Raw genomic sequence first — 14753 nt, forward strand, 5'->3', positions numbered from 1 at the left:
GCCGGTCAGGGCGGGGGCAACTCCGTTACCAGGGCGAAGAGTTGGAACTCCTGCCCTTCCACCGGTTCGGAGACCCCCACCGCGACCCACCGCCCCGTGCCGTCGGCCTCCCACAGGTCCACGTACCCCACGTAGGCGCTGAGGTAGGCCCACGGCTTCGGTATTCGCTCCTGGGGGTCCTCCGAGCGCAGGAAGACACCGGCCAGACTCTTCGGTTCCGCCTCGCCCCAACGCTCCCCCAGTCGCTGCGAGACGCCCTCCCGGTAGGCGGTGAACTGGTCCGCGATCTCCTCCCGCCCGGACCGGTCGCCCGTCCCGAAACCGTGCGTCGTCTCCAGTACCACCAGGTGGTAGCCGGGTCCTCCCGCGCCCACCTCCGACCAGCCGTGCGCCGCGGGGAAGTCGCGGACGCACAGCTCGTCGATCGTGGCGAGGTGTCGCTCAGTGGTCATGGAGTCCAGTAAAGCGCCCGCCACTGACATGTGGCGGCCCGTCAGGTCACCACGCCCGTCCGGACTCACGCGTCACGACGGCGCACACTCCACGATCCGGCCAGCAGCACGGCCGACGTCCACAGCGCTGTCACCGCGAGCCCCGCCCACGGCCCGAGCAGACCGTCCCAGGTCTCGTGCAGGACCACCTGCCCCGCCCGGTCGGGCAGCAGGTCGGCCACGTTCCCGGACATGTCGCCGACCACGAAGGAGACCAGCAGGAGGAAGGGGATGAGGATGCTCAGCGTGGTGACGCCGCTGCGCAGCAGGGCGGTCAGGCCGGCCGCGAAGAGCGCCATCAGGGCCAGGTAGATCCCGCAGCCCACGACCGCGCGCAGTCCTTCGGCCCAGCTCACCCCGCTCGCCCGGTCGCCGAGGAGGGCTTTGCCCACGGCGAGGCTCAGGCACCCGGTGAGGAGGCCGACGGCCAGGGCGGGAGCGCCGACGGCCGTCGTCTTCGCCGCGAACCACCGTCCGCGACGGGGTACGGCGGTCAGTGAGACCCGCAGGGCACCTCCCTGGAACTCGGACGACATGGCCTGCGCGCCGAAGGTGATCGCCGCGATCTGCCCGAAGTTGACGCCGAAGAACGCCGTGAACAGTGGGTCGAAGTCCGCGCCACCGCCCCCGTCGTCGAGGGCGGCCAGTGCGGAGAAGGCCGCGGTGACCAGGACGACGGCGCCCAGTCCCACGACGAGCGACCGCAGGGTGCGGACTTTGAGCCACTCCGAGTGGAGTACGGGTGGGAACGACACGGTCAGGCCTCCTGCGGCTGGGTCGGGGACTGGGCGGCGAACTCGGCCTCCGTGGCCGTCAGATCGAGGTAGGCCTGTTCCAGCGTCCCTCCCTGGGCCGCCAGTTCGAGGAGGGGCAGGCCCGCGCCCGAGACGAGGCGGCCGATGTCGTCCACGCGCGCGTGGTGCACGATCCACCGCTCCCCCTCACCCCCTCCGCCGCTTCCTCCTTCGTCTCCTCCGCCATTTCTTCCTTCGCGTCCGCCTCCGCTCTCTCCTTCGTCCCGTACGGCCTCGTATCCGTGCCGTGCGAGCAGGTCGCGGAGGGCCGCGCCGTCCGTGGTGCGCACCCGTACCCGGGGGTCGACGCGTGCCTCGACGAAGTCCCGCATCGCCATGTCGGCGAGCAGCCGGCCGCGGCCCAGCACGACGAGGTGGTCGGCGAAGGACGCGGTCTCGTGCATCAGGTGGCTGGAGACGAGGACGGTGCGGCCCTCGCGGGCGAGCCGGCGCAGCAGCTCCCTGATCCAGATGATGCCTTCGGGGTCGAGCCCGTTGGACGGCTCGTCGAGCAGGACGACCGGCGGGTCGCCCAGGAGGGCCGCCGCGACGCCCAGTCGCTGCCGCATGCCCAGGGAGTACGTCCTGACGCGGCGGCGGGCGACCGAGGTGAGGCCGACCTCCGCCAGGACCTCGTCCACGCGGGTCGCGGGCAGGCGGTTGCTCGCCGCGAGCACCCGCAGATGGTCCCGCGCGGTCCGCGAACCGTGCGCGGCCTGTGCGTCGAGCAGGGCGCCGACATGACGCAGCGGATCCTCCAGCGCCGCGTAGGGGTGGCCGCCGACGGTGGCGGTGCCGGACGTGGGCCGGTCGAGGCCGAGCACGAGCCGCATGGTGGTGGACTTGCCCGCGCCGTTGGGGCCGAGGAAGCCGGTGACCCGGCCCGGTTCGACCCGGAACGTGAGCCGGTCCAGGGCGCGGGTGGTGCCGTACTCCTTGGTGAGTTCTTGGACGTCGATGCTGGTCATGGTCCAAGGCTGGCTGTCGGGAGGGGCTTTGGGCCTCCCCCGCCCGGGGAGGGTGTCTCCCCCACCCGGGGGAGGCTCGTTGTCGGTGCCGGCTGGCACGATGACGTGATGGCCCGCCTGCTGCGCCCGCTGACCCGTTGGACGACCTACACCCGCTTCATCCACCTGTGGGTTCCCCTGCTGGTCAGCAGCGTGTGGATATTCATTCACCCGGCGACCCCGTGGGGGCCCGCGCTGGTGCTGCCGCTGCTGGGTCTGGTCCCGGCCGTGCGGCGCGGCGAGGGTGTGCAGGCGCGGTTCATGCTGATGCGGGACGGCCAGGACCCGGCGATCTCGGTCGTCCCGTCGGCCACCTGGCGGGACCGGCTGCGGACCGTGCTGTGGCTGCAGGCGCGCATGGTGCTCGGCTGGGCGGCGGTGGGATTCAGCGTCTGGCTCCCGTTGATCACCGTGGATCTGATCCGGATCTCGACCGGTTACGTACCGGACGACAATCCGTTCCTGCCGGTGCCGCACGCGCACTGGGCGTACGCCCTGCTCGCGCCGCTGCCGCTGATCGCCCTCTACGGAGTGGTCATCGGGCTCGGGAAGCTCATCACGGTCCTCGCACGCCACCTCCTCGGGCCGTCGACGGCCGAGCGGGTCGCCGCGCTGGAGGAGCGCACGGAGCAACTTCTGGAGCGCAACCGCATCGCCCGTGAGCTGCACGACTCGATCGGCCACGCGCTGACGGTGGCCGTGGTGCAGGCGGGTGCCGCGCGGGCCGCGGGAGACCCCGGGTTCACGGACCGGGCGCTGCTCGCCATAGAGGACACCGGCCGTGCCGCGCTGGAGGACCTGGAGCGGGTCCTCGGTGTGCTGCGCGAGTCCCGCGGGCCCGCGAGCGGCCGGCCCGCCCTGGTGGAGGCCGACCGGCTCCTGGAGTCCGCCCGCGCCTCCGGGGCGAAGATCGACGCCGAGCTGACGGGCCCCCTGGAGACCGTGCCCGGCACGGTCTCCCGTGAGGGCTACCGCATCCTCCAGGAGTGCCTCACCAATGTGCTGCGGCACGCGGGCGCGGTGCCCGTCCGGGTCCGTATCGCCGTCGAGGACCGGACACTGTCCCTGGAGGTGCGCAACGCGCTGACGGCCGGGATCCCGGGACCCGGTCCGGGCGGCGGGATGCGGGGCAGCGGGTTGCGGGGCATCCGGGAGCGGGCCGCGCTGCTCGGCGGCCGGGCGAGAACAGGCCCTGACGACGGGGACTGGCAGGTACTCGTCGAACTGCCGCTGCGCTGATCTACGCTGGCCGGGTGCCGGTCACCGTTCTGCTCGTCGACGACGAACCCCTCGTACGCGCCGGTCTGCGTGCCGTCCTGGAGGCGCAGCCCGACATCGAGGTCGTCGGCGAGGCCGCGGACGGCGCCGCGGTCATTCCGCTGGTGCGGCGGCTGCGGCCCGACGTCGTCGCGATGGACGTCCGTATGCCGCTGATGGACGGCATCGAGGCCACCCGCACGGTGCTGCGGACCGTCGACCGGCCGCCGAAGATCCTCGTGATCACGACGTTCGAGAACGACGAGTACGTGTACGAGGCGCTGCGCGCGGGCGCCGACGGCTTTCTGCTGAAGCGAGCCCGGCCGGCCGAGATCGTGCACGCCGTGCGACTGGTCGCCGAGGGCGAGTCGCTGCTGTTCCCGGCCTCAGTGCGGCAGTTGGCCGCCGAGTACGGGTCGGGCGACGGGAATCCCCCGGCCCGGGCGGCCCTGCGGCGGGCGGCGCTGACCGGGCGGGAGGCGGAGGTGCTGCGGCTGATGGCGCGGGGCCTGTCGAACGCGGAGATCGCCGCCCGGCTGGTGGTGGGCACCGAGACGGTGAAGTCCCACGTCAGCGCCGTACTGTCGAAACTGGGGGCCCGGGATCGCACCCAGGCGGTGATCGCGGCATACGAGTCGGGGTTCGTGGCACCCGGCTGATTCCGGTTCGTGGCGGGGGTCCGCGGCGAGCAGGTGATCCCCGGCACTCGCCGGGATCCGCCGCGCCGAGTACGATCCGGCCAACCGACACGCGCACGAGCTGGGAGGACGGACGTTGGGGCAGTTGACCGGCGGGGATCCGTCCCTGCTGCGGAGGATCAACTCCGCGGTGGTGCTGCACGCGCTGCGGGCCACGGATTTCGCGACACTCACCGAGATCACGCGGGAGACCGGCCTGTCCCGGCCCACCGTGGAGGGCGTCGTCGAAGGGCTCATCGACGGCGGGCTCGTCGTCGAGACCGCGGCCGACGAGGGCGCCGCACGACGCCAGGGACGGCCCGCGCGCCGATTCCGTTTCCGGGCGGAGGCGGGCCATCTGCTGGGTCTGGAGATCGGCCCGCACCGGGTGGCCGCCGTGCTGTCGGACCTGGACGGCAGGGTGCTCGGTTCGCTCGCCAAGGACGTCTGCGAGACGGCGTCGGCGGACGAACGGCTCGAACGGCTGCGTGGGGCCGTCGCGGAGCTGCTGCGCCGTGCCGGGGTCGCGCGCGGCTCTCTGCGGGCCGTGGGAGCGACCTCGCCCGGCATCGTCGAGGCCGACGGCACCGTGCGCCTGTGCACGGCGCTGCCGGAGTGGACGGGGCTGGCGCTCGGCGAACGGCTGCGCCGCTCCTTCAAGTGCCCGGTGATCGTGGAGAACGACGCCAACGCGGCGGCGGTCGCCGAGCACTGGAAGGGCGCCGCCACCGAGTCCGACGACATGGTGTTCGTGCTGGCCGGGCTGAGCCCCGGGGCCGGTTCCCTCATCGGCGGACGGCTGCACCGGGGCTTCGGGGGCGCGGCCGGTGAGATCGGCGCGCTCCATCTGCTGGGCCGCGAGGTCACTCCGGAGACGCTGCTGTCCACGACCGACGAGCCGTTGCATCCCCTCGATGAGCAGGCGGTGGCGGAGGTCTTCGGGCACGCGCGCGCGGGCGACGAGCGGGCGCGGGCCGCCGTCGAGCGCTTCATACAGCGGCTGGTGCACGATGTCGCCGCGCTCGTCCTGGCCCTCGACCCCGAGCTCGTCGTGATCGGCGGCTGGGCGGCCGGTCTGGACGGCGTACTGGAGCCGCTGCGCGAGGAGCTGGCCCGCTACTGTCTGCGTCCGCCCCGGGTGACGTTGTCGCTCCTGGGCGAGGCGGCCGTGGCGACGGGCGCGCTGCGGCTGGCTCTCGACCATGTGGAGGAGCAGCTGTTCGCGGTGGAGAGCACGGTGACGGCCCGCCGCTGACCGCCGCGGCGGACAGGGCGGAACGCCGCGCTCCGAAGGCCGGAGGCCGAATGCCGGAGGCCGAATGCCGGAGCACGACGTACGCGCGCGTGTCGCTCGGTGGCGACGGTCAGGAGGCCCGGCGCTCCGGGTCGTGGTGGATCTCCACCCCGCCGGAATCGCCGAAGGTCAGCCGGCAGGTGTCGGCGCGGTAGGTGGCGACGGAGACCGCCGCCGTGCGCCCCTCGGCGAAGTAGCGGGTCGTGACGACCAGGACGGGCGCACCGGGGAGCCGGTCCAGTTCCTTGGCGTCGTCCGCGCGCGCCGAGCCCAGCTCCACGGCGCGGTCCTCGCCCTCCAGGTCCAGCCGCGCGAGCTCCCGCAGCACCGCACGCGCGCGTGCGGTGCCCGACGGGGCGTCGATGCCGGACAGGTCGGGCACCGACGAGGCGGGGATGTAGACAAGCTCGGCGGCGACGGGCTGGCCGTGCGTCACCCGGGAGCGGCGCACGACGTGCACCTGGTCCTCGGGGTCGCTCTCCAGGACCCGGGCCACCGTCGAGGGCGGGGCAGCCGTCACGCAGTCGGCGGGCTGCCAGGCGTCACCGGCGGCGCCCGGCCAGGTGTGCCGCTCGGACGCGACGGCCACGCCCATGCGCGGCGGCGCCACGGTGGTGCCGACGCCCCGGCGACGCTGCAGTCGCCCTTCCAGTTCCAGCTGCTCGAGAGCCTGGCGCAGGGTGGCCCGCGCGACGCCGAACCGGGCCGCGAGGTCGCGCTCGTTGGGGAGGATCTCACCCACCGAGAACTCGGAGTCCAGTGCTTCGCTGAGCACGGTCTTCAGATGCCAGTACTTGGGCTCCGGCACCGTATCCAACTGCGTGGTCCCCACCGTGTCCTCCGCAATCGCCGTGTCCCGGCGGCTTTTAGCGCCCTTGTTTATTAAAGGTTCCTGCACTATCCCAGCGACCATATGGCGGCCCCCACCCTTGGTCAAGACCAATCCTCGATCCGTTACACCTCGTGCAGATGTGTTGCCGCAGAGCGTTCATACGACGTTCGCGATACGCCCCGTACGTGACACAACGGCAAAGCCCCCGTCGTCCGGACGGGGGCTTCGGCACAGGACCGGCGGGAGCCCGCCGGTCGACGGGCGTCAGTCGACGGCGAGGGACAGCAGCTTCTCCGGGTTGCGGACGATGTAGACGCACTGGATGCGGCCGTCGGCGATGTCCAGCTGGAAGACACTGTCGGGCTTGCCGCCCGCCAGCACCAGGAACGCCGGTCCGCCGTTGACCTCCAGGAAGCGGAACGTCGCGCCGGACACGCCCTTGCGCACGGCGCCGCCGAGGAAGCGGCCCACCTTGTCGGCCGACTCGATGACCCGCACCGGCGCCTGGGCCAGCCCGCCGCTGTCGCCGATCAGACGCACGTCCGGGGCCAGCAGGGACATCAGCCCGTCGAGGTCCCCCTCCGTCGCCGCCGCGAGGAACCGCTCGGTGAGGTCGCGGCGCTCGACGGGGTCGACCTCGTAGCGGGGCCGCCGCTCCTCGACGTGCCGCCGGGCCCGGCCGGCGAGCTGTCGCACCGCGGGCTCACTGCGGTCGAGCGTGACGGCGATCTCGGCGTACGGGTAGCCGAACGCCTCCCGGAGCACGAACACGGCCCGTTCCAGCGGCGAGAGGGACTCCAGGACGACGAGGACGGCCAGCGAGACCGAGTCCGCGAGGACGGCCCGCTCGGCCGTGTCGGCGACGGTGTCCCCGAAGTCGGTGACGTACGGCTCGGGCAGCCAGGGCCCCACGTAGGCCTCCTTACGGGCCTGGGCCTGCCGCAGCCGGTCGAGGGCGAGCCGGGTGGCGATACGCACGAGATAGGCGCGCGGTTCGCGGACGTCGGAGCGGTCGGCCCCGGACCAGCGCAACCACGCCTCCTGGACGACGTCCTCCGCGTCGGCCACCCGGCCGAGCATGCGGTAGGCGACGCCCATCAGAACGGAACGGTGCTCTTCGAAGACCTCGGTCACGGTGTCGGTAGCCACAGGACCATCCCAACCCGACGTGTCCGGCCGTGTCCAGACGACAAGGGGAACGGGGCTACCCGCCAGTAGTAATTGCTGACAAGCTGTCCAGCAGTCAGCCGTACGAGCCGGCCGATGCCGAGCGGGCGCCGATGCCCATGTCGATGCGGCGCCGATGCCGAGCCGGCCGGTACCCGGTCAGCGAGCCACAGCCGAGGAGCAAACCCATGGCCGCCACGGTCTCCTTCACCGTCCCCTCTCCGCACGGCCCGCGCTCCGTGACCCTCGCCTACCGGCGCGTGGGCACCGGCGAACCGCTTCTGCTGCTGCACGGGATAGGCCATCACCGGCAGGCGTGGGACCCGGTCGTCGACCTCCTGGCGGCCGAACGGGACGTGATCGCGGTGGATCTGCCCGGCTTCGGTGAGTCCCCCGCGTTGCCCGAGGGGCTGAGCCACGGTCTGGCGACGACGAACGCGGCGCTCGCCGCGCTGTGCGAGACGCTGGAGCTCGACCGGCCGCATGTGGCGGGCAACTCCCTGGGCGGCCTGCTGGCCCTGGAGCTGGGCCGCGAGAAGCTCGTACGGTCCGTCACGGCGCTGGCGCCCGCCGGGTTCTGGTCGCCCGGCGAGCGGCGGTACGCGTTCGGTCTGCTGCAGGCGATGCGGCGGGCCGCGCGGAGCATGCCACTCCCGCTGGTCGAGCGGCTGTCCCGGTCGGCGGCCGGGCGCGCGGTGCTGACCGGCAGCATCTACGCACGTCCCGCCCGGCGTTCACCGGAGGCAGTGGTCGCCGAGACCCTGGCGCTGGCCAACGCCCGGGGATTCACCGAGACCCTGAGGGCGGGCACGTCGGTCCGCTTCACGGACGACGTCCCCGGCCTGCCCGTGACCGTCGCCTGGGGCACCCGGGACCGGATCCTGGTCCGCCGCCAGGGGGTCCGCGCCAAGCGGATCATTCCCCGCGCCCGGCTGGTGAGGCTGCCCGGCTGCGGACATGTCCCGATGAACGACGATCCCGCGCTGGTCGCACGCGTCCTCCTGGACGGCAGCCGCCCGACGCCCTCCCCGGCGGCGCAGCGCACCTGAGCTGAGCAGTCTTTCGCCTTTGGGGGGCGCGGGGAACGCGCAATCTTTTGTCTTTTGGGGGCGCGGGGAACGGCGCAGTCCTTTGGCCTTGAGGGGCGCGGGGAACGGCGCAATCCTCTGCCTCCAGGGAACGCGGGGAGCGGCACCGCCACCCCCCGCAACGCGCGTTGTTCACTTGCGGTTTGCGCGTGCGCTGCGGCACACCAGTAGGTGTAGCCGTGCACACCGGCCGAACCCGCCCCCAGGAGGCGCCCCATGTCACTCAGCCCGCCGAGCCCGCTCCCCGGCCGCCGCGGCGTCCTGCGCGGCTCGCTCGCCGCGTCGGCGGCACTCGCCCTGCCCTCCGCCCTCGGCGCCGTCGGCGCGGCCCCGGCGTTCGCGCTGTCGGGCCGGCCGCAGGCGCGATGGGGCGTACAGGCCGGAGACGTGACCACGGACTCCGGCCTGGTGTGGGTCCGCTCCGACCGTCCCGCCCGCATGATCGTGGAGACCTCCGCGACCGAGTCGTTCCACCGGCCGCGAACCTGGCACGGCCCCCTCCTGGGCGCCGACACGGACTTCACGGGCAGGGTCCCCCTGCGCGGTCTGCCGTCCGGGGAGCAGATCCACTACCGGGTGACCCTGGCCGACCCGGACGACTACCGCCGCACCGGCGAACCCGTGAGAGGCACCTTCAGAACGGCGCCCTCGAAGCGCCGCCAGGACGTCCGGTTCCTGTGGTCCGGCGACATCGTGGGCCAGGGCTGGGGCATCAATCCGGACATCGGCGGCCTCTACGCGTACGAGGAGATGCGCCGCCGGAACCCCGACTTCTTCCTGTGCAGCGGCGACACGATCTACGCGGACGGCCCGCTGTCGGCGTCCGTGACGCTCCCGGACGGCCGGGTCTGGCGGAACGTCACCACCGAGGAGAAGTCCAAGGTCGCCGAGACCCTCGCCGAGTACCGCGGCAACTTCCGCTACTCGCTGCTCGACGAGAACGTACGCCGCTTCAACGCCCAGGTCCCCACGATCACCCAGTGGGACGACCACGAGGTCGTCAACAACTGGTACCCGGGTGAGATCCTCACCGACGCCCGCTACACGGTGAAGGACGTCGACACGCTCGCCGCCCGCGCGCGCAAGGCGTTCAGCGAGTACTTCCCGATCTCCACGCTGCCCGCCACGGGCGTGGACGGCCGCGTGCACCGGGTCGTACGCCACGGTCCTCTGCTGGACGTCTTCGTGCTCGACATGCGTACGTTCCGCGACGCCAACTCCCCCGGGCGGCAGCCCGACGACACCGTCGGCATCCTGGGCGCGGAGCAGCTGGTCTGGCTGAAGCGGGAACTCGCGCGTTCTCGGGCGGTGTGGAAGGTGATCGCCTCCGACATGCCGCTCGGCCTGGTCGTACCGGACGGCTCGACGGACATCGAGGCCGTCGCGCAGGGCGACCCGGGCGCGCCGCTGGGCCGCGAGCTGCAGATCGCGGAGCTGCTGCGGTTCGTCAAGCACCACCGGATCACGGGCACGGTGTGGCTGACGGCGGACGTGCACTACACCTCGGCGCAGCACTACGACCCGTCGCGGGCGGCCTTCAAGGACTTCGCGCCGTTCTGGGAGTTCGTCTCGGGTCCGCTCGCCGCGGGCGGTTTCCAGGCGAACGCGCTGGACGGCACGTTCGGTCCGGACCGGGTCTTCGTCCAGGCCCCCGACAGGGCGAACGTGTCGCCCATGGAGTCGCCGCAGTACTTCGGCGAGGTCGACATCGACGGGCAGAGCGGCGAGCTGACGGTCCGCCTGCGGGCCACCGGCGGGGCCGTGCTGTTCACCAAGGTGCTGCAACCGGGGCGCGTGGGGCAGTAGTTCGCGGGGCAGAAGTTTCACCGGGTCATGTGCGGGGCTCCGGCTCCCGTAATCTGCTGCCTCGTGCCGCGTACCGGCGTCATCCCCCGGTACGCGGCACGTCGGGTTGCCCAAGACTCCGGAAATTCCCGCGTTCTCGCAGCTCAGAGCGATTGTCAGTGGTCGCCTCTACGGTTTTTCCATGACGCGATCTCTGCAGGCCGTGGCCTACACCCGATCCTCCACGCTGGAATCCGCACCGGGCGGCCGGCGTCTGGGACTTGAGACCTCGCGGGGCGCGACACCCCGTGGTGTCGAGGACCATCCCCGTTTCTTCGCGGGGTTCCTGACGTCACCTCAGGTGGCGTCGGCGGGGCTGCTCGCGGTCGCCGACGTGGCGGGGGCGCGCTACTACCAGCAGCAGCTGCGGTCGTCCCTCGACCCGGTGGTCACGGGCAACGGCGACCGGCTGCGTTTCGAGTCCTTCTCCGGCTGCGGCGGGGTGTACGCACGTCTGGACGTGCTCTCGGCGGGTCTCGACGGCGGCGAGGTGGGCCACGGCACGACGAACGTCGACGTCAACAACCCGCTGCGCGACGCACTGTCGAGGATCGGCTCGGACGACCCGCTGCACCTGCGCGTCGGTCCGGACGAGATGGCCGTGACCACCCTGGACGGGCCGGTCGTGGAGAAGAAGGTGCCCCTGCCGGACCGCTGGCTGCGCGGCTTCGCCGAGGCGCAGGTGACGGCGGCCGGTTTCGATCTGCGCGCCGAGCTGCCCGCGGCCGAGGCCGTGCGGTTCCTGCGCTCACTGCCCCGCTCCGGGGCGCGCGGCTCCTCCCGGGGTGTGCAGTGGGTGGTGCCCGCGGGGCGCGTTCTGCGGCCGACGACCCGCCCGGTGCCCGGAGCGGTCTGCCTCCCCGGCCCGGAGCGGCTGATCGCCCTCCAGAGGGTGCTCCGGCACGCGTCGGCGCTGCGGGTGTACGGTCCCGCGCTCGCCGGGACCGCCGCGGCGGCCAGTGCCTGGGAGGTCGTGCTGCCCGGCATGCGGCTCACACTCACGCTGTCCCCTGAGGCCTCCCGCGGCTTCTCCGGTGAGGGTGGCGTGCTCGACGCGCTGGCCACCGACGAGGCGGCGGAGGACGCGGAACTGATCTCGGTGCTGCTGGCCTGGGAGCCCAGGATCGATGTCGGCGATCTGTCCGCCTCCTCGGGACTGCCCGCCGAGCGGGTGCGGGCGGCGCTCGTCCGGCTGGGCACCTCGGGGCGCGTGGGCTACGACACCGCGGAGGCCGCCTACTTCCACCGTGAACTGCCCTACGACGCGGAGCGGGTGGAGCGGCACAACCCCAGGCTGCGGGCCGCCCGGGACCTCGTGGGCGCGGGCGCGGTGGTCCTGGACGGCGCCCTCGGGACGGTGACCGCGCAGGACGGGCACGCGCACCGGGTGCGCGACGACGCGGGAGTGCTGAGCTGCACCTGCCTGTGGTGGGCGAAGTACCGCGGCGGACGCGGGCCGTGCAAGCACGCGCTGGCGGTCCGGATGGTCCGCCGCGGCGCGGTGTCCGGACAGTCGGAGGTTCTGGTCGACGGGGGTGTGCGATGAGCGGTGTGCTGTCGGTGTTGCGTGACGCGGTGTCGGTGCGGAGGCCGGGCGGGTCGGTGTCAGGAAGCGGGGCGGTGGCGGTGGACGGGGTGGAGTCGGTGAGCGAGGTGTTGCTGAAGGCCGTGCGAGCGGGTCGGAGGGGTGAGGTCGCGGGCCTGCTCGACGGGATGACGGATCCCGAGCGGCGGCTCTGTCTGCCGGCCCTCAAGGAACTGCGCAAGGAGTTGCGGACAGCGCCCTGGAACTCCGCGTCCCGCAAGGCGTACCCCGCCCTGCACGCGGCCGGGGCGGCCTGCCACACCGGAGCCGCCGGGACGGCGGCCTGGCTCACCGCTGCCGACATGCGCTGGTCCCAGGCGTCACCCGGGACCCTGCTCCATGTGCTGGGCGACCGGGAGCGGGACTGGCTGGGCAACCTCGCGCGGCGGCTCGCGGACCGCCCGTCGGCCTCCCAGGTGCCCTACGAGCTGATGGCGGGTCTGGTACGGCTGTCGGGTTGCCCGGTGCCGACGACGGAGACCTTCGTGATCGGCTGGGTCGAGCAGATCGGCAGCCTGTGGCAGCGCGGCGACACCGTCCTCGACCGGCTGCGCCAGGATCCGTACACGGCGGAGCTGGTCGCCGCCCTCTTCGAGATCCCGGGCATCGGCAGCCACCTGGACTGGCTGTTCGGCGACGGCCCCGAGAGCTGGATCAGCGCTCTGGCGAGGCTCACCGAGGAAGGCGTCCTGGACCGCGAGGCCATGATCGACGCCTGCGTCGCCCGGCTGCTGCGCGGTGTCGTGGCGTCCGACTGCCGGGTCTTCCTCCGGCTGTTGACCGCGCTCGCACCGACCGGGGACGAGGAGCGGGAGCGCGTCGCCGACTGGCTGGCGCTCGCCTCCCACCCCGCCTCCACCGTGGCGTCCCACGCCCGGTCCGTGCTGGGCTCGCTGGCGCTGGCCGACGAGATCACGCATCGCCAGCTCGCCGAGATGTCCGCCGTGGTGCTGTTCCGCCCGGAGAAGAAGCTGGTACGCGCCCAGCTGGTGCTCCTCGGGAAGGTGCTCCGGCGCGACCCGTCGAGCGCGGTGGAGCTGCTGCCGGCGGTGGCGCACGCCTTCGGGCACGAGGACACGGACGTCCAGGAGCGGGCGCTGAAACTGGTGGAGCGCCACATCGGCGCGATCGGCACGGCACACCCGCAGGCGCGCGCCGAAGTGGCCGACGGCGCGGCCCAGTTGAGCGCCGGGCTGCGGGCCCGCGCGAGCGCCGTCCTGGGACTGGACGCGGACGGGCTCGCACCGCTGCCCCATCGGGAGCTGCTGCCGCCCGCACCCGAACCGTCACGGCTCGCGCCCGCGCCGGACACGGTGTTCGAGCTGGCCGAGGAGGTCGGAGCGCTGATGGTGTCCGCCGACACCGACATGCCGGTGTTCGAGCGCGCCCTCGACGGCCTGGTACGGCACACCTACCTGCGTCAGGAGGAGCTGGCCGAGGCCCTGAAGCCGACGGTCGACCGCAGGTGGTGGATGGGCACCGCTCGTGAGCACCACTCGGCGGACGAATACTTCCTGCGCGATCCGTACGGCCTCGAAGTGGTGCTGGCGGCCCTGCTGGGCCGGGTCCGCACCTCCACACTGCTCAAGGCGAGTCAGCAGGGTCCGGTGTCGGACTCGTGTGTGCACAGCGCGCTCTCCGCCGTCTTCAACGCGCGTCTGTGGGAGGCGGCCCACCGGGTGCGGACCGACCCGCTGCCGTTCCTGCTGGCCACGCCCACCTGGTCGTCGGGTTTCCTGGAGCCGGACGAGCTGGTGGCCCGCCTCGCCGAGTACCACCGGCTGGGCGCCCGGCCCGGGGAGGCGGACTTCACGCAGGCGCTGCTCCGGGTGCGCCGCGACGACCGGGCGGTGAGCGTGGCCGCCGCCGGACGGGCCGCCGCGCTCGGTACGGCGGAGGGTGAGCGGCTGGCCCGCCGGCTCCTCAGCGAGAGCCCGGCGACCCCCACGAGCACCCGCCGTGTCTCGGCGAAGCGCGTTCTGCTCGAACTCGGCGCGCTCGACGGGCTGCCGACGGAGCTTCCTCCGGCGTTCCGTCGGCTCGGCGTGCCCGTGGGCGCCTTCGAGGGACGGACGTACTGCCCCCACTACTGGAACCCCAACGAGCGCCGGCACTGGCTGGCCGTGATGCCCGGGCGGCGGGAGGTGGTGGCCGCGCGGCTGGTGCGCGAGGTCTCGACGGCCGCGGTGGAGGACATCCGGGGTGTGGCGGCGGTCCTGCCACTGCTCGCCGAGGCGGAGGGCGAAGCGGGGGACGCCGTGCACCTGTGCGTGGCGTACGGGCTGGGCGCGCGTCACCCGGAGGACCGGCTCAGCGCGGTGGACGCCCTGCTGGTACTCGCCGCGCGGGGGCAGTTGGACGCGGAGATACTCGGCGGGGATCTGGGACAGCTGGTGCGGAAGGGGGCGGTGAAGCCCCTGCGGCTCGCCGACTCCGTACGGACCGCGGCGACGACCGGAGCGTATGCCACGGTCTGGTCGATACTCGGGGCCGCGCTGCCCGCCCTGCTCGCGGACCTCGCCGCGGACGGCGCCGTTCCGCCTCCGCGCGGAATGGGCGAACTGCTGGCCGTCGCCGCCGAATGCGCCGAGCGGACCGGCGTGCAGGGCGAGGTGGCGCATCTCGCCCAGGTGGCGGAGCGCGGCGGCTCGTCGCGGCTGGTGGCACAGGCCCGTCGGCTGCGTGTCACGCTGGAGCAAGGGGTGGCCGCCTGACC

At 73.1% G+C, this 14753-nt stretch carries 12 protein-coding genes; 7 read left to right on the forward strand and 5 right to left on the reverse strand.

Going from position 1 to position 14753, the window contains the following annotated elements; all coding sequences use genetic code 11:
- Nucleotides 1-5 precede the first annotated feature (5 nt).
- The 3 genes from K3769_RS03595 to K3769_RS03605 all read right to left on the reverse strand — a co-directional run bounded on the left by K3769_RS03595 (nt 6) and on the right by K3769_RS03605 (nt 2253).
- A complete protein-coding gene (locus K3769_RS03595; RefSeq protein ID WP_267024983.1) occupies nt 6-452 on the reverse strand; it encodes a hypothetical protein in 447 nt (148 codons plus the stop codon).
- A gap of 65 nt (nt 453-517) precedes the next feature.
- Entirely contained in the window at nt 518-1246 is a 729-nt protein-coding gene (locus tag K3769_RS03600; RefSeq protein WP_267024984.1) for an ABC transporter permease, read from the reverse strand.
- A gap of 2 nt (nt 1247-1248) precedes the next feature.
- On the reverse strand, nt 1249-2253 hold the full coding sequence (locus tag K3769_RS03605; RefSeq protein ID WP_267024985.1) for an ABC transporter ATP-binding protein: 1005 nt from the start codon (nt 2251-2253) through the stop codon (nt 1249-1251).
- Between the two features lie 108 nt (nt 2254-2361).
- Between K3769_RS03605 and K3769_RS03610 the strand changes: the two genes are divergently transcribed.
- The 3 genes from K3769_RS03610 to K3769_RS03620 all read left to right on the forward strand — a co-directional run bounded on the left by K3769_RS03610 (nt 2362) and on the right by K3769_RS03620 (nt 5481).
- The gene (locus tag K3769_RS03610; RefSeq protein ID WP_267024986.1) at nt 2362-3531 is read left to right on the forward strand and encodes a sensor histidine kinase; all 1170 of its coding nucleotides are present in this window, start codon (nt 2362-2364) and stop codon (nt 3529-3531) included.
- A gap of 14 nt (nt 3532-3545) precedes the next feature.
- Nucleotides 3546-4208, forward strand: a complete 663-nt coding sequence (locus K3769_RS03615; protein ID WP_267024987.1) for a response regulator transcription factor — start codon at nt 3546-3548, stop codon at nt 4206-4208.
- Nucleotides 4209-4323: 115 nt separating this feature from the next.
- Nucleotides 4324-5481 (forward strand): ROK family transcriptional regulator, encoded by a 1158-nt coding sequence (locus K3769_RS03620; protein ID WP_267024988.1) that lies wholly within the window; start codon nt 4324-4326, stop codon nt 5479-5481.
- Nucleotides 5482-5590: 109 nt separating this feature from the next.
- Here K3769_RS03620 and K3769_RS03625 read toward each other — a convergent pair whose 3' ends face one another.
- Together K3769_RS03625 and K3769_RS03630 are read right to left on the reverse strand one after the other, a co-directional pair.
- Nucleotides 5591-6352, reverse strand: coding sequence for a GntR family transcriptional regulator (locus tag K3769_RS03625; RefSeq protein ID WP_267031236.1), 762 nt, complete (start codon nt 6350-6352; stop codon nt 5591-5593).
- A 264-nt stretch (nt 6353-6616) separates the two neighbouring features.
- Nucleotides 6617-7501: an RNA polymerase sigma-70 factor gene (locus tag K3769_RS03630; RefSeq protein WP_267024989.1), complete on the reverse strand. Its 885-nt coding sequence runs from the start codon at nt 7499-7501 to the stop codon at nt 6617-6619.
- 206 nt (nt 7502-7707) lie between these two features.
- Here K3769_RS03630 and K3769_RS03635 point away from each other — a divergent pair, with 206 nt between their 5' ends.
- The 4 genes from K3769_RS03635 (at nt 7708) to K3769_RS03650 (ending at nt 14751) form a co-directional block, all read left to right on the forward strand.
- Nucleotides 7708-8568 (forward strand): alpha/beta fold hydrolase, encoded by an 861-nt coding sequence (locus tag K3769_RS03635; RefSeq protein ID WP_267024990.1) that lies wholly within the window; start codon nt 7708-7710, stop codon nt 8566-8568.
- A gap of 255 nt (nt 8569-8823) precedes the next feature.
- A complete protein-coding gene (locus K3769_RS03640) occupies nt 8824-10413 on the forward strand; it encodes an alkaline phosphatase D family protein (RefSeq protein WP_267024991.1) in 1590 nt (529 codons plus the stop codon).
- Nucleotides 10414-10594: 181 nt separating this feature from the next.
- A complete protein-coding gene (locus K3769_RS03645; RefSeq protein WP_267024992.1) occupies nt 10595-11998 on the forward strand; it encodes an SWIM zinc finger family protein in 1404 nt (467 codons plus the stop codon).
- Nucleotides 11995-14751 (forward strand): DUF7824 domain-containing protein, encoded by a 2757-nt coding sequence (locus K3769_RS03650; protein ID WP_267024993.1) that lies wholly within the window; start codon nt 11995-11997, stop codon nt 14749-14751. The genes K3769_RS03645 and K3769_RS03650 overlap by 4 nt, the downstream gene beginning before the upstream one ends.
- Nucleotides 14752-14753: the final 2 nt, after the last annotated feature.

Source organism: Streptomyces ortus (assembly GCF_026341275.1).
GTDB lineage: Bacteria > Actinomycetota > Actinomycetes > Streptomycetales > Streptomycetaceae > Streptomyces > Streptomyces ortus.

Bases quoted from the DNA above. Each gene is read 5' to 3' on its own strand.
- K3769_RS03635 (WP_267024990.1), top strand. From the start codon at position 7,708: ATGGCCGCCACGGTCTCCTTCACCGTCCCCTCTCCGCACGGCCCGCGC.
- K3769_RS03595 (WP_267024983.1), bottom strand. From the start codon at position 452: ATGACCACTGAGCGACACCTCGCCACGATCGACGAGCTGTGCGTCCGC.
- K3769_RS03640 (WP_267024991.1), top strand. From the start codon at position 8,824: ATGTCACTCAGCCCGCCGAGCCCGCTCCCCGGCCGCCGCGGCGTCCTG.
- K3769_RS03645 (WP_267024992.1), top strand. From the start codon at position 10,595: ATGACGCGATCTCTGCAGGCCGTGGCCTACACCCGATCCTCCACGCTG.
- K3769_RS03650 (WP_267024993.1), top strand. From the start codon at position 11,995: ATGAGCGGTGTGCTGTCGGTGTTGCGTGACGCGGTGTCGGTGCGGAGG.
- K3769_RS03610 (WP_267024986.1), top strand. From the start codon at position 2,362: ATGGCCCGCCTGCTGCGCCCGCTGACCCGTTGGACGACCTACACCCGC.
- K3769_RS03605 (WP_267024985.1), bottom strand. From the start codon at position 2,253: ATGACCAGCATCGACGTCCAAGAACTCACCAAGGAGTACGGCACCACC.